At 66.3% G+C, this 21,343-nt stretch carries 14 protein-coding genes and 2 pseudogenes; 2 read left to right on the plus strand and 14 right to left on the minus strand.

Features of this window, described 5'->3' with window-relative positions:
- Positions 1–139: 139 nt before the first annotated feature.
- The 8 genes and pseudogenes from miv_RS30430 to miv_RS30465 form a co-directional block, all read right to left on the minus strand.
- Positions 140–805 carry a DUF2278 family protein gene (locus miv_RS30430; RefSeq protein WP_207183780.1) on the minus strand — a complete coding sequence of 222 codons (666 nt, stop codon included), beginning with the start codon at positions 803–805 and terminating at the stop codon, positions 140–142.
- Complete coding sequence (locus miv_RS30435; RefSeq protein ID WP_207183781.1) at positions 802–1,377, minus strand: histidine phosphatase family protein; 576 nt, start codon at positions 1,375–1,377, stop codon at positions 802–804. Before miv_RS30435 ends, miv_RS30430 begins: the two co-directional genes overlap by 4 nt.
- A gap of 54 nt (positions 1,378–1,431) precedes the next feature.
- Entirely contained in the window at positions 1,432–3,120 is a 1,689-nt protein-coding gene (locus miv_RS30440) for a phospholipase D-like domain-containing protein (RefSeq protein ID WP_207183782.1), read from the minus strand.
- Positions 3,121–3,284: 164 nt separating this feature from the next.
- The gene (locus tag miv_RS30445; protein WP_207183783.1) at positions 3,285–4,691 is read right to left on the minus strand and encodes a metallophosphoesterase family protein; all 1,407 of its coding nucleotides are present in this window, start codon (positions 4,689–4,691) and stop codon (positions 3,285–3,287) included.
- Between the two features lie 542 nt (positions 4,692–5,233).
- On the minus strand, positions 5,234–6,754 hold the full coding sequence (locus miv_RS30450) for a hypothetical protein (protein ID WP_207183784.1): 1,521 nt from the start codon (positions 6,752–6,754) through the stop codon (positions 5,234–5,236).
- A gap of 104 nt (positions 6,755–6,858) precedes the next feature.
- On the minus strand, positions 6,859–11,118 hold the full coding sequence (locus miv_RS30455; protein WP_207183785.1) for a molybdopterin cofactor-binding domain-containing protein: 4,260 nt from the start codon (positions 11,116–11,118) through the stop codon (positions 6,859–6,861).
- Between the two features lie 142 nt (positions 11,119–11,260).
- Positions 11,261–12,652, minus strand: coding sequence for a hypothetical protein (locus tag miv_RS30460; RefSeq protein ID WP_207183786.1), 1,392 nt, complete (start codon positions 12,650–12,652; stop codon positions 11,261–11,263).
- A 472-nt stretch (positions 12,653–13,124) separates the two neighbouring features.
- A pseudogene (locus miv_RS30465) lies at positions 13,125–13,376 on the minus strand (transposase); the annotation flags it as partial.
- A gap of 2 nt (positions 13,377–13,378) precedes the next feature.
- Between miv_RS30465 and miv_RS30470 the strand changes: the two are divergent.
- Positions 13,379–13,606: pseudogene (locus miv_RS30470) on the plus strand (IS481 family transposase); the annotation flags it as partial.
- Positions 13,607–13,645: 39 nt separating this feature from the next.
- A complete protein-coding gene (locus miv_RS30475; protein ID WP_207183787.1) occupies positions 13,646–14,461 on the plus strand; it encodes an IS5 family transposase in 816 nt (271 codons plus the stop codon).
- A gap of 87 nt (positions 14,462–14,548) precedes the next feature.
- On the opposite strand, the gene miv_RS30480 is transcribed toward miv_RS30475, so the two are convergent.
- The 6 genes from miv_RS30480 to repC (miv_RS30505) form a co-directional block, all read right to left on the minus strand.
- On the minus strand, positions 14,549–14,917 hold the full coding sequence (locus tag miv_RS30480) for a PIN domain-containing protein (protein ID WP_207183788.1): 369 nt from the start codon (positions 14,915–14,917) through the stop codon (positions 14,549–14,551).
- Complete coding sequence (locus miv_RS30485; protein WP_207183789.1) at positions 14,914–15,525, minus strand: DUF433 domain-containing protein; 612 nt, start codon at positions 15,523–15,525, stop codon at positions 14,914–14,916. Before miv_RS30485 ends, miv_RS30480 begins: the two co-directional genes overlap by 4 nt.
- A gap of 249 nt (positions 15,526–15,774) precedes the next feature.
- Positions 15,775–17,013: a plasmid replication protein RepC gene (repC, locus tag miv_RS30490; protein WP_207183790.1), complete on the minus strand. Its 1,239-nt coding sequence runs from the start codon at positions 17,011–17,013 to the stop codon at positions 15,775–15,777.
- A gap of 194 nt (positions 17,014–17,207) precedes the next feature.
- Positions 17,208–18,242: a plasmid partitioning protein RepB gene (gene repB, locus miv_RS30495; protein ID WP_207183791.1), complete on the minus strand. Its 1,035-nt coding sequence runs from the start codon at positions 18,240–18,242 to the stop codon at positions 17,208–17,210.
- Positions 18,239–19,441 (minus strand): plasmid partitioning protein RepA, encoded by a 1,203-nt coding sequence (gene repA / locus miv_RS30500; protein WP_207183822.1) that lies wholly within the window; start codon positions 19,439–19,441, stop codon positions 18,239–18,241. Before repA ends, repB begins: the two co-directional genes overlap by 4 nt.
- Positions 19,442–20,004: 563 nt before the next feature.
- Positions 20,005–21,285, minus strand: a complete 1,281-nt coding sequence (repC, locus tag miv_RS30505; RefSeq protein ID WP_244749124.1) for a plasmid replication protein RepC — start codon at positions 21,283–21,285, stop codon at positions 20,005–20,007.
- Positions 21,286–21,343: the final 58 nt, after the last annotated feature.

Consider the following 21,343-nt stretch of genomic DNA (forward strand, 5'->3'; position numbering starts at 1 on the left):
ATGCCAGAGATTGCGGCATTCTTTCTTTGCGTGCATGCCCGTGCAACAACAAAGATCAAAGGAAGCATCTCTCAGTTCTGTTGTCGAATTTTTGCCATCCCCTGTAGGGCATGGCCGCCCCGGCCCACCCGGTCCGCGCTCACGACACAGGCTTGGCGTCCGGTGTCGGGTTGCCGAGGTCGTCGGTCGGGACGAGTTGCTGCGTGAACGCCGAGACGTACGCGACCCACCGGTCGTCCGGCAGCCTCACCAGGAGCGCCCCATCCTGCCACACGTCGTTGTGGTCGTTCCCGTCGTCGCCCGGGCGATGGAGGAAGCGCTTGGTCGAGCCCTGGTTCATGTGCACGTCGTGGATGCCGTCTCCCTCCCGGAAGAACCGCCCGAAGACGAAGACCTCGAGACCCTCGGCGTGCGCGCGCAGCAGCAGGCGCTTGAGCGAGGCGAGCGGCTCGGGGTGGTCGGACCCGTCCATGACGTCGCTGTCGCGCCAGCGTCCCGTTCCGTCCAGCACGTCGCCACGCAGGAAGTCGAGGGCCGGCGGCGCCCGAGTCCCGGTGAGGTCCGTGGTGCCCGTCGGCCCATCCGCGAGCGCCTGCAGCATCGAGTTCGCATAGTCGAAGGCCAGTTTATACTTCAGGCGATCGTCGTCATCCGTCGTTCCGACGTTGATGGCGACGTCCCAGGTTCCATCCCCGACTTTCAACGCCGCGTGCAGATGGTACTGGGTCTCGTTCGGCCGCCGGGTGGCCTTCAGCACCGGCTCGCCGGCCAGCGTCGCCCGCACGTAACCATAGGGCAGAGTCATGTCCCGTTCTCCTCGTCCTCGCCCGTCGCGGGCAGCGGGTTGTCCGTGTCCCCCGGCAGCAGCATCTGGAACGCCTGCGTCAGGCGCCAGCCCGGCGCCCGGTCGAGGACGATCACGACGTCGAACCTGTCCTCGGGCCAGAACGGCGCCGTCACCGCCCCGGCGGTGAGATGCGCGACGATGTCCGCGATGCGCCGGTGCTCCCAGGCGACGAGGGCGACGCCCGTCGCGGAGAGCACGGCCGCGGCGAGGTCGGCCTCCTCGCCGACGTGGAACCGCGTGTCGCGCGCGATCCCGCTCAGGTGGGCGAGCGGCCCGAGCGTGTGCAGGGCCCGCTTGCTCGGCCGCTTGGCGGTCGGATCCGGCGCGTAGAGCCGGGTTGGGACGGCGAGCGGCGGCACCGGGGCGCCGGCGCGCGGCAGGAAGAACCGGGCGAGCGCCCCCGCCCGCTGCCAGCCGCGCACCGACAGATCGTCCTCGTCTTCCCGGCCGGTCTTGTCGACGCCGAAGACCGAGGGATCCCTGGTCGGCTTTTCGCCGTGGCGGATCAGCATGATCGTGGAGGGTGGCATCGGAGTCGCGCTCCTGTCGCGGGCGGGTCGGTCGCGGGCCGGGTCGGGGGCGCGTCAGGGCTGCGCGCCGGCAAAGTAGAGCCGACGCGCCATCCGGGCGCTCCGGTCGTCCGGGTCGAAGTACGGGGCGGTCCAGTCTCCATCCTCGGCTAGGTAGCTCAGCGTCATGTCCTCCGGCTTGGCGTCCGGATGCCGGTCGAGGAAGATCTTCACCGCCTCGCGATATGCGTAGTGCGAATAGAGGCGCATGTACTCACCGAAATAGATGTCGGCGACGCGTAGGTCGTCTTTGATCACCAGCATGTTCTCGTCGTTGCGCCGGGTGCTCGCATCGCTGAAGTTGGCCGAGCCGGTGACGACGGTCGGGTGGGCGGAGAGCGGATCGACCAGCATGAACTTCAGGTGGATCCAGTGGACGTTGGCCTCGGGAACGATCCGGTCGATCTCGCCGAGCCACTGGTCGAAGCCGTTGAGCGGGATCCGGTTGCCGATGGCGATGACGACGTTGGGCCGGGCCTGCAACGCCTGCACGGCCGCGATCTGCGCCGCCTTGTTGGCGCCGTTCCACTCCTTCTCCATCAGGCCGAAGCGCAGGATGTCGTCGTCCCGGCCGTAGACGGCCTTGAACTGAGCGGCCATGCCGAAGGCGAAGGTCATGAACAGCGCCCCGGTCGCCGCGCCGGCGAGCGCGGCGTACCAGTCGAGGGCACCGAGATCCGGTCGCGGCGAGAAGACGGGGGCGACGCCGTTCGGAAAATCCGGCGGCGGGGCGGGCGTCGTCGCGGCGGTCCAGCGCCGGTAGGTGCCGGCGGCGCCCGTCGCCGGGTCGGCAGCGAGTTTTTCGAAATAGGCGAGGTAGGTCGCGGCGAGGGCGGGATCGCGCACGACGTGGGCGCAGTTGGCGTGCCCGTAGAGACCGTTCTCGGTGAGGTTGGTCGAGCCGAACAGCACCGCCTGCGGCGCGCCGTCCTCGATCAGGACCAGGAACTTGTTGTGCATCAGGGTGCCGTGGGTCCTCGGGATCGCCGCGCCCGCCAGCCGGTTGCGCGCGATCGCATCCTCGTTGTCCCCGTGCGGTCCCGACGCATTGTCGATGTCGTCGAACACGATGCGGACCTCGACCGTCCGGTCGAGCGCGGCGCGCAGCTCCGCGAGGACGCCGTCCCACTGGAACTCGTAGAATGCCCCTTTGAGCGCGAAATGCCCGTCCCGCGCTTCCCGGATGAAGCCGACGATGCTCTCGAACAGGCCGCGCGACAGCCAGTCGTAGGCGGCCTGACCGACGTCGCGCGGCTTCCGGTTCTGGAAGCGGCGGGCATATTCCTGGCTCGCCGCAGCGCCGCGGTTGAAGGCGACCTCGTGCGTGCCCGCGAGCGGCTCGGTCGTCACGCGCACCTCCGTGGCGACGCGCTGCTCCAGTGCCGATACGCTGCCGTAGAGCGCCACGACCGTGTAGGTGTAGTCCGTGCCCGGCGCGACGGCGTAGTCGGACCATTGGAAGGTCTGGAACGGGAACTGCAGGCTCGAATAGCGCACTCCCTGGACCGGGTGCGGATCCAGGCTCCGGAAGGTCTTCGAACCCTGCATCCAGTAGGTTTCCTGCCGGGCGTGGTCCGTCCGCTTGACCGCAAAGCCGCGCAAGGTGGGGCGCAGTTCCGGCGCGACATCAAGGCCGAGCACGACGACGTGACAGCCCGCGACGGCGTTGACCGTCAGGCCCGCATTGACCTGCCGCGTGCGCATGGCCGGCACCTCCCCGTTGGCGTCGTATCTCTCGCGCGTGCACCTGAGACCCTGAGCGGGACCGCGGAATCCGGTTCCGCCCAGGCCTCCGGTCCTGAAGCATGATCCGCCGCCGGACCGGCCACCGCTTCGGCACAAGCTGTTCGCGGCCGGCGGGATGATCCTCAGCCGGCCGGCGGCGACGGAGCCGTCGCAGCGTTTCGTTGCGGTGGCCCCTCCGCCCTCGACGCGTTCGAATTCGCCGCCAGCCTGTGCGACGTCAGGTCCACGGTCACGAGGTCGTAGCGGGATTGCAGGAGGCCGCGGTCGCCGACCTGATGATAGGCGATCCGCAGGACCTCCGCATCGACGGCCACGCGCAGGTAGCCGTAGCCCTGGTCGTCGTACTTCTCGAAGTGCAACCCGCGCGAGATCCCGGCCGAGGGGTCCATGTGGTTCACACCGATGTCGCTCTCCGGACCGTCCACCCGGTCCCCGTGCGCATCCTTGAGCAGCGGGTTCACGTTGTGGCCGCCGTTCCCGCAGACGACGAACGGCACTTGATAGACGGCGTCGCCGACCGCGACTGTGCGGGTGTAGCGCTGGTAGTTGTGCGAATGCGCCGACAGCCAGGCATGCGGATAGACGCCGACCTCACGGCAGATGTCGTCGATCTCCCGCAGCATCGCGGTGCTGCTGCCATGATGCCCCGGCGGGTTCGCCTGCCCGGGCGGCGGCTCGTAGGAGAAGGGCGGGTGGTGGGTGGCGAAGAGCAGGGCTCCCGCATAGGCCTCCTCCTTCACCTTGCGCAGCTGCGCTCGCAGGAACGACAACTGGTGGTCGGGAACGCCCGGCCAGCGGCCGCCGCCGCTCGAGACGACACCCGGATCCTCCAGCGCGTTGCTGAACAGCGCGATGATGCGCACGAACGGCGCGTCGAGGGCGAAGTAGACCCCTGGCTGCGTCGCGGCCGTGCGGTGCAGAGCCCCGGCCTCCGGTGTGATCGTCGGCGCGGTGGCACAGAAGTTCCGCGCGAAGACGGTCAGCGGCGCCTCGGCGACGTCGATGCCCGGCCTGAGGAACGAGTCGTGGTTGCCCGGAATCGCCACGATCGGCGCGGAATAATCGCGGAAAGGTTCGTAGAACTGCGTGTAGTAATGCTCGGACTCACCAAAGCTGTAGACAACATCGCCGAGATGAAAGAAGAACGACGGCTTGTTGTCGATTTTGAACGTGCGGCAATCGGTCGACATCTGGTCGGCCACGCGCAGCTCTTCGCGGTAGATCCGCACATCACTGGCACCGGTATCGCCGACGGCGTGGAAGACGATTTTCCCCGCCTCGCGGATCATCCCGTCGACTCTTTCGCCTCGCGAGCCGTAGATGTCGCTCAGTCGATAAAGACCATCGTCAGGCAATCGCGATCGCTTGAACCCGACCGTCTTCGTCGTCAGAAGTTGTCGGATCTGGTCATAGACGGCATCATCCGATTCATGCGCCAGGAAAAACCCGAAAGGGTCGGCAGAGACCCCGTCATCGCCTATCGACGGCTCTCCGAATATCGGATAAACAAGGGTACGCGAGGAATTCATCGAAACCTCCCGCCAGCACACCTGCTTGAATCGCCACATACGACAAATCGTTAAGCCTGTCTAGTAAAAATCACTCAGAAAATACTGACCGGATCTAATCGTTCAAGTCTCTCGCCGTTCATGTGGCGGGTCATATTGTTGCTGATCTGTGTATCGCTATCGACCGGAGCCGCTCTCGCGGTCCGGCGCTGGCTCGTCACCGCCAAAACAAGACCGTCTGGGGCTGGCCCGAGCCGGGCAGGTCGAAGAGCCACGTGGTGGGGTGGCAGAGTGAGAACTTTGATCGCCTCCTCAGCATGCTCGCGGTTCTTCGAGCCGAGCTGCTTGCGTGACAAGCTGCGCTGCGCCAGCCGGAGTCGGGCGAGGCGCTGGCGAGGGACTTGGGCGCCATGATGCGCTCTCCGCCGCTCGGGACGACGAGGTCGATCGGCCCAAGATCGACGCCGATGGCGCCACGGATCGGCTCCGGCGTCGCCACCGCCAGCACCTTAACCTGAAAGCTGACGTGCCAGCAGCCCGCCGGCAGGCTCGCCGCCCGGCGGTCAGTCCGGCCGGCGCCGGATCACCGGCTGGTCTGCCGTTGCCTTCTTGGCTGTCGGATCGTAGGCGCGCTGGAAGAGCGACCAGCTGAAATCCGCCCCGAAGCGCTGGGCGCCCTGGTGGCAGTTCTGGCAGCTGTCGTACTGGTGGTAGGTCTCCATGGTGATGTTGGCGACCTGGCAGGCGGGAAAGGCGAGACCGCCGACGGCCGCGGGCGTGCCGTCCTCGCAACCGAAATCGGCCGGCGGCGCCCCCGGATAGGTCGCCGCGAACGGGCTCGGCGCGGGCCAGGATGGCAGCGTCGACCACTGCGTACCGATCAGCCAGTAATTGGCCCAGACCGTGCCCTTGAGCGCCGAGCTGCGATAGTTCGCGTTCATCGTGGTGGTGGGCAGCGTCGCCGGCGTCGAGGGTATGGCCGAGAGGCGCGCGACGTTGACGGGCTTCAGCCCGGCGCCTGCCCCGTTGGCGCTATCGCTGCGCGAGAGCGAGGCCGCCACCTCGGCATTGCCGGGCTCGTAGCTGTAGCCGGGGTGCTGGGGCGGGTTGGCGCGCGTGCCGTCGTAGTAGGACGGCGTCATGCCGGCCGGCATCGAGGGGTCCTCGCCGAGGTTGTCGACCTGCTCGAAGGTGCCCCAGACCCATTGCGGGAATTGCTCGGTCTTGTGCGCGACGTGGAAGCCGACGAGGCCGACGGTGACTTCCTTGCAGGCGCAGCCGCTGAGTGGATTCGTCGTCTTGCAGCTGTTGGCTTCGACCGCGAGCGCCCGCGCGGTGAAGAAGCGGGTGTGGAACTTCGGGTCGACCCGGGACAGGTCGCGCCAAGCGGCTTTTACCTCGACCGCGCCGAGCCGGTCTGGCGTGCTCTGCGGGAACGAGATCGGGGGATCCTGGGGCTTCGACGGCCAGGCCGAGCGGTTGTAGTAACCCTTGCCGCGGATGTAGTCGTACTCGGCCCGGTTGACCCGGACCTCGTAGCGCGTGAGCAGCCCGGTCTGGTCGATCAGCGGGCCGGCGAAGGCCTGGTCGACCTCGTCGGCGATGGTGCCGAACTTGCTCGTGCGGGCGAGGATCATCGGCCCCGCGCTGGGGGCCGCAGCGACCTGGCGGTCGCGGCAGGGATTGTAGCGGCTGGCCTCGTCCCAGGCGGGCGGCGCGTCGCCGTTGCCCGGATAGAGGTCTGCGGCCGTCTTCCAGCCGAGGAAGGCCGGCTGCAACCCGTCGACGTAGCCCCGCCGCCACACCTCCGGATCGTCGGGACGGTAGGGCTCGCCGAGATCCTGCGGCCGCGACGGCCACATGATCGCAATGAAGTTCTGCCACAGGAACTGGTCGAACATCGGCCGGGTCTCGCGCGGGATCGCCGAGAACGGGAAGGCTGGCACGACCCGGGGAATCCGGCCGTGGACGGCGGGTGTCAGCTTCGAATAGTCGGGCTGCTGCTGGGCCGCGGCGGGGCCGCTCGCAGCGAGGACGAGGCCGAGCAGCGGCATGCCAACCGCGGACAGGTGCGAACGCCTCATCGGACGGAATCTCCGTTTGGTTTTCAGGGAGAGCCGCGGCCCTGGGGGACGCGGACGGATCGGAAAGGGTCCCCGGCGGGCAAGCCCGCCCGGGACGTGTCGCCTCACTGGAGGGTGAGATCGCCGGCCTCGACGAGGCAGGCCTCGCGGATGCGCTGGACCGTGGCGGGCGCCGGCAGGAAGAACCACTCGTCCCTGCCACGATCCCGTCTGGCAGCGAGGACGGCATGCTTGACCGCGAAATACGCGGTCGCCGCGAGCACCAGGGGCGGCTCGCCGACCTCCTTGGAGGAGAGCAGGTCGTAGGGGTTCTCCGGCACGCCCGGCGCGTCGGAGCGCGGGAAGAGGTCGACGTTGAAGGCGAGCGGGATCGTCGTGGCGGCCGGCACCTTGTAGGCCCAGGTGTTGTCGGTGTTCAGCCTGCCCCGGTCCGGACCGTCGGGCTGGTGCACCACCTCCTCCGTCAGGACGTAGCCCAGCCCCATCACGAAGGCGCCCTCTACCTGCCCGAGATCGATCGCCGGGTTCAGGCTGCGGCCCATGTCGTAGAGGATGTCGGCGCGCAGCACCGTGGTCTCGCCGGTGAGCACGTCGATTTCCACCTCCGTGCAGGCCGCGCTGAAGGTGAAGCCGGTGAAATGGTCGACCGGCTCGCTCACGCCCGGCTTGAAGATCAGACCGGAATCGACCGCCTCGCCGCCGGCCTGCACGAAGCGCACCTGCTCGGACAGGTTGACCCGGGCGGCATAGGCGAGGCTGACGATGTTGCTCCAGATCAGGCTGGGCCCGCTCGCGCCCGGCAGGACGACCTGCGCCTGCCAACCCTCGTCGTGGTCCCAGAAGTTGATGCCCTTCTGGCGGCACCAGGCCGGGCCCCGGGCATGCAGCTGCTCGAGGCAGAACAGTTCGAGCCGCTGGCGCAGGATTCCGCAGGCAGCCTGCACGGCACCGCCGTTATAGGCCGTGCCCGTCGAGGCGCCCGTGCCGGTCGGGTTGGGCACGACCTGCGTGTCCGTTGCCGAGGTCTCGATCAGGGAGAGCGGCAGGTTGAGGGCGAGCGCCGCGATCTGCGCGACCTTGGTGAGGAGCCCCTGCCCCATCTCGACGCCGCCGTGGCGCAGGAGCACGGAGCCGTCCTGGTCGAACACCTCGATCAGCGCGCCTGCCTGCTCGAGCAGGGAGAGGTTGTAGCCGCTGCCGTACTTGACCGGGATCATCGAGATGCCGCGCTTGCGCCAGCGGTTCTCGGCGTTGAAGGCCTCGACCGCGTCGCGGCGGCGCGCGAAGTCGGAGGTCCGGCCGATGCGCTCCCAGACGGCGTCGAGGTAGCAGTAATCGACGACTTGGCCGAAGGGCGTGGTCTCGCCTTGCCGGTAGAGGTTCTTGCCCCGCACCGCCTCCGGCAGCATCCCGATCGCGTGGGCCGCCTGCTCGATGGCATCCTCCTGGACGAGGATCGCCTGGATCAGGCCCATCGTGCGCATCGCCCCGTTGCTGGCGGTGTTGGTCCGGCAGACCTCGCCGGAGGTCTCGTAGTTCCGGACCATGTAGGCGCTGTCGCAGCGCAGCTGGATGCAGTCCATCACCACGAAGGAGCAATCGTAGGTGGCGCCGCCATCGGCATGGAAGGCGGTGCTCATCCCCAGGATCCGCCCCTTCTCGTCGGGATTGTCGGCTCCCGTCGCGATGGCCAGGGCATAGTCGCCGCGCAGGGGATGGCGGTGGCCGATCATGGCGCTGTCGTTCTCGCGCCGCATGGCGAGCCGCACGGGGCGGAAGTGCTTCCAGGCCGCGACCGCGACCGCCGCGGCGACGTAGGGCGAGCGGGTGGTCTTGCCGCCGTAGCCGCCCCCGACGCGCTCGATCTGCACGTCGACGTGGTTGGCCGGGATCGCGAGCGTGCGCATGACGCTGGTATGGACGGCGTCGGGGCTCTGGCTCGAGGGATGGATCACGATCTGGCTGCGTGGCGCCGGGACCGCCAGGCAGGACTGCGTCTCCATGTAGAAGTGCAGCTGCGATCCGCTCTCCTGGCGGCCGGAGACGACCCGGCAGGGACGACCGTGGAGCGTCGTCTCGCCCCGGTCGTCTCTCCAGGCCAAGTCGGAGCCGGGTCTGCGCACCTTCCAGATGTGGGTGTCGACACCCGCATCCGGGAAGAGGCTGTGGCGGTTCAGGGCCTCGTCGATGCCCAGGATCGGCCGTCCCGCATCGACGTAGTCGATGCAGGTGTGGGCCACGAAGGCCGCGATCTCGATCGCCGCCGCCTCGTCCGTCGCCAGGACGAGGCCGATGCACTGGCCGTAGGAGGTGACGAAGCCGTCGGCGAAGATCGGGTCGGCGTAATTCGGATCCTCCGACGCCCGGCCGTTCGTCCCCTTCGGCGGGATGTCGCCCGCGCCGACGTAATCGACAAAGGTCTGGTAGCGCCCGCGCAGGTAGGCGCAGAGCTCGGCCGGGGCCACCGGCCCGCCCGCCCCTTCGGGCAGGCGGTAGGTGAAGTCGGCGAGGGTCCGGGCACTCGTCACCACCGCGGCCTGCAGGCCCCGTTCGGGCAGGGGCAGGTCGTGTGTGTAGACCGCTTCTCCCGACGCCTGCAGGAACCCCCCGAGCTTGATGAGCGGCCGGCCGACCGGATAGGTCGCCGGATCGGCCTCATAGGCCTGCCGGCCGGTGCTGAGCGGCCGCTCCGGGCGCAGTCCCGCCGAGCGCAAGGGTGCCGGGACGTTGCCCGGCGCCACCTGCTCCAGGACGTGGACGAAGAACTGGTAGAGGTAGCTCTCCGCGAGGTGGGTGCGGTACTCGGCGCTGAAGCCCTCGTCGGGGAGCCCCTGCATGCGCTCCCGGCTTCGGGCGAGGGCCTCCGCGACGTCGCGGCGCAACGCCGTCAGCGCCTCCGCGAGGGTCTCCGCCGCGAAGGAGCGGCCGGTCAGAACCTCCTCCGCCTGCGCGCAGCGGAAGGCCAGCGGGCCGATCCCGCCGAGCACGATGCGCGCCTCCTCGATCCGGCCGTCCTCGCCGAGCCGCACCCGGAAGCCGCCATTGACGATCGAATGGGCGTTCACCTCGCGCAGGGCCACCTTGAAGGTCCGGGCATGCTCGCTGGCGCGGGTCCAGGGCACGTCGTAGCCCAGGATCACGCCGCGCTGGAGCCGCGGGTCGTCCGCATAGGCCGCCGCGAAGTCGAGGACCGGCAGGTCCAGGGTCACGTCGGGAAGGCCGAGCCGGATCGAGGCGTCGAGGGCGGCGAGTGCCGTGAACAGGTCGGAGGGGAACGGCACGCCGTGCGCGACGTGGCGGACCGTCAGCATGGTGTTCCCGGCGAGCGTCGCGGCGTTGCGCACGATCGCCCCGGCGGTCCGCCCCGCCATGTAGCGCAGGGCCGAGAGGCTCGGATGCCGCTCGCGCGGCGTGCCGGGGTCGGCGAGCCAGCCGTCGAGGGCCTCGATCAGGCTGGCGTAGGTAACGGCGCCTCCGAGACGCAGGCCGCCGGCCTCGGCTGCGAGGTCGTGCAACTCGGGCAGCAGCGACACGTCGATCAGGACCCGCGGATCCTCGACGAGGCGTCCGTAGACGCCGGTCCCGGTATTGCCGCCGACGAGCCGGACGTCGGACGGATCGTCGTGCTCGGCGAGAAGCGCGTGCAACTGCGCGAGGCTGGTGACCCGGAACCACTGGTGGTGCCCGCCGCGATAGTGGAGCGCCCGCGGCGCCTCGCGGGCCGGGCCGCGCGGCACCGCGACGGCGCGGGCATGCGGCACCCGCTCTGCGGGATCGACCTCGGTGCGCAGGCAGCCCGCCTCGTCGTCCGGGCTCCAGTCGGACGCGAAATGGCGCATCGCGTAGAGGATCGGCCGGTAGCCGGTGCAGCGGCACAGGTTGCCGTCGAAGGCCGCCTCGATCTCCTTCTGAAGGATCGGCCGGCCGCGGTTCTCCACCAGGAAGGCGTGCATCGTCATCACGAAGCCGGGCGTGCAGAACCCGCATTGCGAGCCGTTCTCCTTGGCCACCCGGTACTGGACCGGGCTGAGCTCGGTGCGGCAGCTGCCGGTGCCCTCGATCGTGGTGACCTCCATGCCGTCGATCGCGCAGAGCGGCCGCAGGCAGGCATTGACCGCACGGTGCTCGATATCGTCGCGCGCCGCGTTCCAGTGCGACAGCATCACCGTGCAGGCGCCGCAGCCGCCCTGGGCGCAGCTCTTCTTGGTTCCGGTCAGGCCGACCGGGCCGGAGCGCAGCCAGTCGACCAGGAGGACGGTCGGATCGACACCGGTCAGAACGTGGTCGATCCCGTTCAGGCGGAAGCGGAGATCGGTCGCGAATCCCCCGTCCCGCGCCGGCGGGTTGCCTGCGGCCAGCCCCATGATTCTCTCCCCCTGATCCTCTGCATGGTCATCGATGTGCCGGGGCACGCCCGGACCGGGCGGCCCCGGGATGCCGCGACGCGGCGGCGACCCGGCTTCGCACGCCGCGTCGGGCGGCCGATCCTGCCCGGTCGGGACGGGGTCAGCGGATCGCCGCGGCCTCCCCCGCGAGCGGGCTCGGGCAGACCTTCTGCGCCTGCGGGTTGTGCGGGTTGCGGAACACGCCGTACTGCGCGAAGGCGACGGCGACCTGCAGCGAGGAGTCGAGCGGGATGGCCTGGTCGAACTGCCCGCTCGGATAGGGAGCGGGGTAGCGATAGTTCGAGAAGTAGTTTTTATTCCCCAGATTGTACTGGGTGCACATGTCCCCGAAATTGAAGATCGCCGGGACGTTCTGGCCCTGCACGTTGAGGCTGCCGGGCGCCGCGCCGTAGGCGCCCATGTGGCACGAGACGCAGCTCGAATTCGCCTGGTCGACGACGCCCGCCAGGCGCCGCTCGCAGCCGTAATGCTCGGGCAGCCCGATCGGCGCCAGGATGGTCTCGCGCAGGGACCGGCTCGCCGTCGAGGGCACCGCCGGGAAGGTGCCCGGATCGCTGCCCCACTGCACCCCCAGCGGGCGTAGGCGATCCCAGATCGAGGAGCCGGGCAGGGTCCCGTCATAGGCCAGCGTGCTGTAGACCCAGCGCGTCGGGGAGCGGGGATCCACGACGGCAAGGTCGATCTGGACGAGGTGGACCCGTCGCACCGCCCGCTCGCACGTGTCGTAGCTCGCCGGCCCGGTCTGCCGATGGCCGTTGACCTGCCAGTTCGTGGAGCCCTTGAGATAGGGCACGAGGCGCTCGTCCGCGGTGCTGTTCAGGAGCTTGATCACCACGGTGCCGGGCGGGAACGGCAGGCCCTTGGCCAGGAGCCGTCCGTCCTGCCGGGTGGTGGCCGGCTCGCCCGAAGGCGGGAAGACCTGCCCGAGGGACCAGGCGCCGCACGGATTGTACATGCCGACCGACCAGGTCTCGAACAGCGGATCGATGCCGTTCTGCGGGGAGGCCCCGAGCAACTGGTGCTTGCCGCTGCCCCGGCCCCCGTCACGGAAAGCCGAGGAGGCGGTGGACAATTCGTTGGTCAGGCCGTGGACGAATTCCCGGCCGCGCTCGCCGTCATAGGCCATCCAGGGCACGTGGAACCAGCGCGTCTCGCCGCCGACCGCGACGCGCCAGCCGACATGGTCGGGCAGGTCGGGATCCTGACCTTGCTTCACGTAGTCGATCACGTCTTGGATGTACGACTTCCATCCGTGCTCCCAGTCCGGTTTCGGATCGTTGAAGGATACGTCGCGTTTGAGCCACGGTGCCGCACAGGTCGGCGGGGTGCGCGGGTAGTCGCGGCTGAGCTTGAAGACGGGCCCGGTCCAGCCTGGCGGCGGCGCGTCGGTGCTGTCGCGGAACGCAGTCGCGGCTTGAGCCTGCGCTTCGGTCGGGGTGACGCCCTGGACCTGCGCCTCCGGCAGGGTCTCGGCGCCGCCCGACCGCGGCACCAGCAAGGCTGCCAGGACAATCGCATGCAGAACCTTGGTCCGAACTGGGACATTCCGCCTGATCGAGCGGCAGCGATATCTCTCGTGGTCCAAGATCTTCCCCCGATATTCCGGCGAGCTTATTGTGCTCGTTTCGAGATTTGAAATTGCACGATTTTAACCGCTTGCAAACAGTCGATTTCGAGCGTCAGTCCTTGAAGGCGCCCTTCAGTGCAATGATCGCAAAAATTTGATCGAGGCACGGCATCGATTTGTGAAAAACATCTTTCCGATTTGCGGTCAATGTCCGAAGTCTAACTCTCGCATTACATCCGCAGGACGTCATCCCTATCTGACGGTGTGAGATAGGAGGTTGCGATGCCGACTGCCTCGCTTGAAGCGATGCTAGAACTCTGGTCGACGAGCTGGCGTTACGTCAAGGTGTGATTAGGCGTCGAATAAGGGCTCGGATGCAATTTCGGTGCAGATCAGTTCAAGCTGCACCGATCAGTCGAACTTCGAGCAGGTCAAGATTGGCACAGCCGGACATCTGCCGCTTCACCAGCTTTAGGCGGGTGATCTGACCTTCAGTCTGCCCGTTCGACCACAGCTCCGTCAGCGCCGCAGCGACGGCCGCCCTGTCCTTTACGAGCCCCGCCGCGAAGGATCCCAGCAGGCTGTCACCCGCCTTCTCGATCCAGCCATCGAGGTCAGCACGACGCCGCTCCCGAACCATCACCTGGAAGACGCATGAACCGGACGATCAAGGATGCGACGGTCAAGGTTTTCCACTACGATGATCTACAGAGCTTGAAGGCGCATGTGCTGGCCTTCGTGACAGCCTACAACTTCGCCAAGCACCTCAAGGCGCTGTGCGGGAAGACTCCGTTCCAAACCATCTGTCAGGCCTGGGCCAAAGACCCAGACCGGTTCAAGATCGATCCGCACCACCTCATTCCGAGACCATACACCTAGAGGCTGTTACGGACCGGCGAGTGCGCCATTTTTGGATGGATGCAGTCTCGTCGCTCCTACCCCTCCGATGTCAGCGATGAAGAATGGGCGCTGGTTGCGCCCTACCTGACGCTGCTGCCCGAGACCGCCGCCCAACGCGAGCACAGCTTGCGGGAGGTGTTCAACGGGCTGCGCTACGTGGTTCGTTACGGCGTGGCGTGGCGCGCCATGCCCCACGACCTTCCGCCCTGGCATGCCGTGTACGATCAGGCCCAACGCTGGCTGCGAGCCGGCTGCTTTGAGAACCTGGTTCACGATCTGCGCGCTGTGCTGCGCTTGGCCTCGGGCCGGTCTGAGGAGCCCTCGGCCGTCGTACTCGATAGTCGCACCTTGCGCTCGACGCCCGAGAGTGGCGCTCGCGCCGCCTGGGACGGGCACAAGCGCACGCGCGGCTCGAAGCTGCATGCGGCGGTCGACACGCTCGGCCAGGTGCTGGCGCTGCACGTCACGCCCGCCAGTGTCGATGACCGCTCTGCCGTCGCTGCGCTGGCTGATGCCGTGCAAGAGGCCACCGGTGACAGCGTGAACCTCGCCTATGTCGATCAGGGCTACACGGGCGAGCGCGCAGCGAAGGCGGCGGCCGACCACGGCATCACCTTGGAGGTGGTGAAGCTGCCCGAGGCCAAGCGCGGCTTCGTCCTGCTGCCACGCCGATGGGTGGTCGAGCGCGCCTTCGCCTGGATGGCGCGCTTCCGCCGATTGGCCCGCGACTATGAACGCCTGCCCGCCACCCTCGCGGGACTGCACCTCGTCGCCTTCAGCGTCCTGCTGCTTCGAAGGGCCGCAGACTTCGCTGTGGTCCGTAACAGCCTCTAGGCCGTAGGTCCCCTCCCCTCTTTGAACTGTCATGTCATCCGCGACGATGAGCCTTGTAGGGATCGAGTGTCGTGGCACCACGACCGATCATATCGCCGATGTGCGGGTCACCAGAACAAGGCCATGGACCCGAGCCGTCGCCGCGATGCCGGTATCATCGATATGCTTCTCGCTGTCGGCTAAAAGATTCCCCCAGAGCGCCGCTACGTCGCGATCAACAGGCAGGATGCGGTCGACGAAGGCATCGAACGTTGCGGCGACGCGTCTTTCAATCTCTTGAGCGATATCCTGCTTTCTCGCACGAAACTTGGCAACTCCCTTGGTTACCTCCCGAACTGTCAAAGCACTGATGGCGATGTCGGCATCATCGACGCCCTTCAACCAGGCTACGACGTTTTCATGAGGAGCAGTTTTACCGATCTCGCGAAAGACGTTGGTATCGAGGAGGTACTTCATTCCCCGTCGAGCACCTCGTCCAGAGCTCCGAGCCCTGCGTTGCGCAAGGCACGCTTGGCCGTGGTGCCGGGATAGGGACGACCGTGTTTCGGGTGAGCATCGGCGTAAGCCTTCGCGACCGCGACGCCGTCGGGCGAGAGTGACGGGTAATCCATGCAGATGTCCTCGGTACTCATCCCACCATTGAGCAGCGCTGCGATCCGATGCACCTCGACACCGCTTCCCTTCAGTACGGCCTCGCCGGTCGAGCGGAATTCGATCTTCTCGGAAAGCTCTGCGAGCTCGCGGGTTCTGCCCTGGAGTTCAGTCTTGAAATCACCGATCGCGATGCTGAGGTGCCCGAAGCAAACTTCGCGCGCATCTTCCACGGGTGATTGCCGAAGAGCGTGATAGAACTCGTTCCTGGCCTTAGGCGTGAGTTCATCGCGAAGGGCGCGAACGGCAAAGAGGTAAACCAGATCCATCCACTCGACGGCGCGAACAGCTCCTCCTGCCTTCGGGATGAGCTTCGCCTGGACGGGACCAGCGTCCATCGCCTTCTTGATCTGCTTGATAGGCTCACGCAGAACGAACGCGGCCTCAGCTGCCGTAAATGCGGACCCTGTCACGACATGCTCCTTAACCCGACCCATATATTGGGGCTGGATTGAGATTGGATCAAGGAGGCGAGGCCGGCGGTCGCTCGCAGCGTCATCTGATCGGGCGAAGGCGCAGATCGTGCCCGAATGGCCGGTATCATGGTTTGTGAAAGCTAGTGTCGCCAAGCTTGCCCGCTGTCTGAGTGTGCCGATCAACGCACGACCGACGCGGTTCGCGACTCTGCCATGACGCCGGGAGCGAAGCATCGAACGGTATGTTCATCGAACAGGCTTTCTGGGCCTGGAAACGACAAGCTTCGCCCTGATGAGCGCCTGCAACATGGGACCGAGGCTGAATTTCCCCATGCGTTTTCGCTCGACCAGCGCGCGGAGGTAAGCACCGGGACATCTTATGTGATCGGCACGCTGCAAGATGGCCGCAACGGCAACGGAAGCGCCATCTTGGCCCATCACTTCCTGCGCTTCGCGCCAAGCGGCCTGGCTGATGCCAAGCGCGGAACTGACGAGATCTGCCGTGCCGGCAAGGTCGCTCCAGCTTCGAATACCCGTGCGAGTGTAATTGCTGATGTCGGGACAGGTCTCGATGACGAACCCAAGAGGATAGGTGATGCGAGCCGGCAAGGCTTCAACCGGAGCCGCCCTCCCCTCACCTCTCCATGGCGCTTCCGCCTGCCCCAAGCCGGGTGCCGGTTCACAATCTAAAACCTCAGGATTTGAACTCTGTATGTGCCGATCATCCTGGTCGGGGTTGGCGTTCGCTTCAGGCCGTTCTTGGTGTGAGATCAGCAAGTTGCTGAGGTCGATCGCTAAGTCAGTCAACGCATCGGCAGCTTGATCCAGGTCGGCAACTGTCGGCCTCCTGGGCAGTGCGCCGACGATCTCCGAGAAGCGGCACCGCACCGGATTGGCACCACCAAGCGCCTCTCCGGCTTCCTCCAGCGCAACGACCATCTTCGAGCAGTCGCGCCGCAGGAGCGTGACGCGCTCGCGCAAGACCCGGAGCGCCAGAACGTCAGCTCGCACTTTCTCGGCAAGACCGGCGAGTTCGGCGGCCCGGGCGACCAACGGGGAGAGATCGAATCCGTAAGCCTGCGCGACAGTCCCGCTTTGATCTCGTCGGATGTACCGCTTCCCGTTCGGGCTATCGCGGCGAATGATCAGACCGGCTTCGATGAGGGCTGCGAGCGAGCGTCGGAGGGTCGCTTCCGCGATCCCATGAGCGCGCAGGGCTAGGGAAGCGTTAGAAGGAAAGACGATGAGGTCGTTCCGCTCCGCTGTCGATAAGGCCGTCTCAGGATAGAAGGTCAGGAGCGCGTCGAGAACGGCAACGGCTCGATCGTTCAGGCCGAGCAGCCTGCGGGCGGCAGCGACGTCCCGAAAGACCGTCCATTTGTGGACTGTCATCCCGTCCGAACAAGCGGCAGCGTTCGCCTGCGCCTGAATTTGCGCAGCCGTCAGCGTACGCCGCCCGAAAGGCGTCGTGATGTGTTGTTTCATCCTTTTTGCCGAGCACCGGGCAAAGATCGAGCGGCAGCCAAAACCGTCAGATTGGCGCTAAAGCGACTTGAGATGTGCCGGGAGATGTGGTTCTCTGCGTTTGCTGAAGACGAGAGAGGGTCTGCCGGGCTGCGGTTCGGTGGGCCCTTTCTTTTTGCGGTGGGTTCGTCTCCCTGTTCGTGTTGCGGGTGGGGCTATTCCTGGCCGGCCTTGAAGTCGGCGAGGAGCTCGGCAAGCCGGCTGAGCAGATAGTCGCCGAAGGTTGGCTCCAGCTTCTCATCCAGCGAAAGGGTGAAGCGCTGATCGCCCCGCTCGACGCGAGCGAGCTTGCGACCTGCCTGGTCCTTCCAGACCTCAGCTTTTTTCACTACGGCTTTCGGGGACAATGCCTCGAGCAATTCGACGAATCGCTCATCGGTTGGTCGTCCCTGAAAACTCGGATCGGCGAGGATCTGGTCCAACTTGTTCGGCGGCGCCGTCTTGATTCGCTCGGCGAGCGCGCGCCATCGCGGACCGCCGGCTTTCGGTGCTGGTCCGATGGCGGCGACGACGTGTTCCGGGACTGTACGCGCGACTGTGATGTAGTTGGATACGTCCGGCTTGTGGACGCCCATCGCCGCGCAGATCACGTCCCGCGGGAAGGTGAGAGCCTCAAGCCGAAAGGCGAAGAAGGCTCGCTCAATGTAGCTGAGATTTCGCCGATCGAGGTTCTCCTTGCCCTGCGCTACGACCAGTTCCGCGTCCGTGAGTGGTCTGACTACGGCGCGGACGGGCCTTTTGAGAGCACGGCAGGCCCGGGCGCGGCGGTGGCCGAAGGCAATCTGGTACCTGCCAGATTTCGACGGATGCGGCCGAACTAGGATCGGTACTTGTTGACCGCTCTCGCGAATGCTCTCGACCAGGGTATCGAGTGTCGGATCGGTAGCGTCCGACACTCGGTCGGCGACGAAGGAGCCGTCGAGCAGTTCGGCATCGAGCTCGACTATAGCGGATCCGGTCTCGATCTGCTCGGCGACCTCCGCGCGAGAGGCAAGGTGCTCCAGGGCCGATCCCATGGCCGCCAAGGCGCCGCTTCGGATGCGAGGAATGGGTGGCGGGTTAGAAGCTTCTAACGGCGGAGCAGCAGCATCACTCGGCCGGTTAGAAGCTTCTAACGCCTCAGCCGGGGAGGGGGCCGCCGGCAGTGGCCCGGTCTGGAAGATTGCGTCGAGGCTCGATTTCCGGCTCATGCGCGCCCCCAGGCACGGCGGATAGTGGCTTCGATCTCACCATTCACGGCTTCGAGGGCTTCGATCGCTCGATCGTAGGTCGAACGCGTCATGGTCTCCCGCCCGATTTCGTAGAGGGTCTGCTTGGACAGGCCGGCATCCGACACCGCCGAGGACTTCAGCATCGGTGCATTCAGCACGGCCTCTCCGAACAAGCTGCGGAGCAAGGCGACGATGCGGTTCTGCGGGCCATCCTGGGGTTCGTATCGTGTGATGAGATACCGCAGCGCGTCGTACTCGATCTTCCCGCCGGCATCCCGCACGACGGAGAGCAGGTCGTTTGCCATCGCGAGGAACTGCGACATCGACGAGACATCGAGCATTTGCGGATGGATCGTGATGAGGAGCGACGTTGCCGCGCAGAGGGCCGAAAGGGTTAGGAAGCCGAGCTGCGGCGGGCAATCGATCACGACGATGTCGTAGCGGTCATCGACCGTGCTGAGCGCCTGAGCGACGCGGGTGAAGAACAGCTGGTCGGTGCTCCGACGCTTAGCCAGTGCCTTGGGCGTTTCGTGCTCAAACTCCATCAATTCGAGATTGGCGGGCACAACGTCGAGGCCCGTGAAGTAGCTCGGACGGATGATATCGGAGAGCGGGCGACCTCCCTCGTACCGGATCGCTCCGTAGAGCGTATCGTTCGGTCGCACGTCGAGTTCAGGCTGAACGCCGAGGAGGGCGGACAAACTGGCCTGGGGATCCAGGTCGATGGCCAGGACGCGGTAACCGCGGAGCACGAGAGATTGCGCAAGGTGCGCTGCCGTTGTGGTCTTGCCTGAGCCGCCTTTGAAGTTCACGACAGAAATGATCTGGAGGTGGTCGTCCGGTCCCCGCCAAGGCTGATACTTGCGTCCTGAACGATTGATCTCGTCCAGATGTGCGCGAACGCCGTGGATATCGGCGAGCGAGTATGATCTGCGCCCGGTCGCGGATATCTCGGGCTGGGGTCCAGCTCCATCGATCGAGAGCTGACGCAGCCGACTGTCCGAAACACCGATGATTTTGGCTGCCTCGCCGGACGAGAACCGACGGAGCGTCTTGGCAGCACTCGGCGGATAGAGTGCAGTCGACATCCTCTGCAGCTGAGTACGCAGGATTTCGGCGTGGTCGCCGATCATCTCGCTTTGTGTGGCCACTGACGGTCTCAACGTCTGGTGCGGCATGACATGCTGGTTCACAGCCTCGACTCTCGCTCACGGTAAATCGGCCGAATGGACGTTAAAACCGTGAAGGTTACCGATGTGCTACGATTCGCCGTGGGAGTCGAGTCCGGAATCGGAGCGAGGCAAGCGCAGCACGAGACTCGGCTTGGGTTGCTCCGGAGGTACGATCGGAGAAGACTGGGTGCGGCTGGATCGACGCATCCAACCACCGATGCAGACAGGGCAGGGTCCCGCTCGTTGGCATGAACCTCGATCGGAACTGAAGTCTGCTCCGCACGGGCCGGTCGTCGATCTGGATGACCTCAGCGATGACGGGCAAGGATGTTCCGTGAGGGAGGGCGCGCAGCGTCCCCGAGCAGGGCAATGCTGAACGGGCAGGGGGCCGAAAGCTGAGCCAAGACCCGGCAGCCTCGCGTCCGTAGTACGATCGCACTCGATCAGGACGACGCCCCTCGCCCCACTTCAACCGAAAACCAAACTGAGTTGGCTCAAGCGGAAAGAGACCGGCGAAGTCGGCGGACCAGGCGAAGCCAGTGAACTCGCATGATCTGAATCCGGCTGGACTACCGTGGTGCCTCAAGCGGCCGAAGCTGTGCTCTGCGAAGGGCCTGCAGGACGGGTCCGAGGGAATAGGTTCCTGCTCGCTTGCGCTCTGTAAGGGTTCTCAAATAGCCACCCGCGTTTTTGATCCGCTCGCTGCGTTCGAGGATCGCCGCCAGAGTGATCGCGGCTGCTTCCGTGCCCATGGCATCCTGAGCATCGTTCCAGGCTGCAGGGCTGATCCCGAGCATCGGCCGGATCCGATCCGCTGTCTCGATCAAGTCGTGCCAGGACCGGATCCCGGAAGGCGAGAAGTCCTGCACTTGCGGGCAGGCATCGAGCACGGAACTGAGCGGATAGGTCGAACGGATGGCGCAATCGGCGACAGCAGGCGCGGCGCTGCTCGACCCTGAATCCGACGGCGGCTTCATCCCATCCCTGGATGCCCTTTCACTAACAGGGGTATCAGGATTTGAACTCTGTATGTGCCGATCTGTCTGAGCGGCACTGCCGCTCATTTTTTTGGATTCCACACGATCGGTCAGTGCGGCGCTCACCGCCAGGGCAAGGACCTCCAGGCCATCGGCGAGGGTCGTGACATCGATCGGATCCGGCCGGCGCGGGTAGGCTGCGAGAAGCTTGCGAAACTGCTCCCGCAACTCGCCGGCCTGCGGCTCCAAGTCAGATGCGGCTCGCTCCTCACGCTCGAGCGCATCGAAAAGCTTGGCACAATCGCGACGGAGCAGGCTGACCCTCTCGCGTGCAATGCTCTGAGCGAGAGCGTCGGCCCGCACGGCCTCTGCGGCGGCGGCGATCTCGGCCGCGCGCAAGGCGAGGGGGGTGAGATCGAAGCCGAAGGCGTGCTCGATCTGCCCACCCTCACCACGCCGAACGTATCTCTTGCCGTTCGGGCTGTCGCGCCGAATCACCAGGCCGGCCTCGACCAGCGAGGAGAGATGGCGGCGCAATGCAGCTTCGGAGAGGCCGCGCGCTCGAGCGGCTAATGTCCGGTTCGAAGGGAACACGACAAGATCGACGTCGGCTTCTTTGTCCGGGGCCAGCACGGTCTCAGGATGGAAGGTCAGCAAGGCCTCGAGCACGACCAAGGTCGTTGGCGACAACCCAAGCTTCGATCGTGCGACGGTGAGGTCGTGCAGCACGCGCCACTTCTCGGCGACGGCGCCCGGCGGCCGGCGGTTGGCATCAGCCTGCGCGGCGAGTTGCGCAGCCGTGAGCGATCGCGCGCCGAACGGCGCGGTGATTCGCCTGGCCACCTCGACGAGGCGGCCACTGGTATCTGTCATACGCCCGATCCCCTCTTTGGTCGGGCCGCAACACGTCGTTCGGAGCCACTCGTTAGAG

It is taken from the genome of Methylobacterium indicum (assembly GCF_017347565.1).
GTDB lineage: Bacteria > Pseudomonadota > Alphaproteobacteria > Rhizobiales > Beijerinckiaceae > Methylobacterium > Methylobacterium indicum.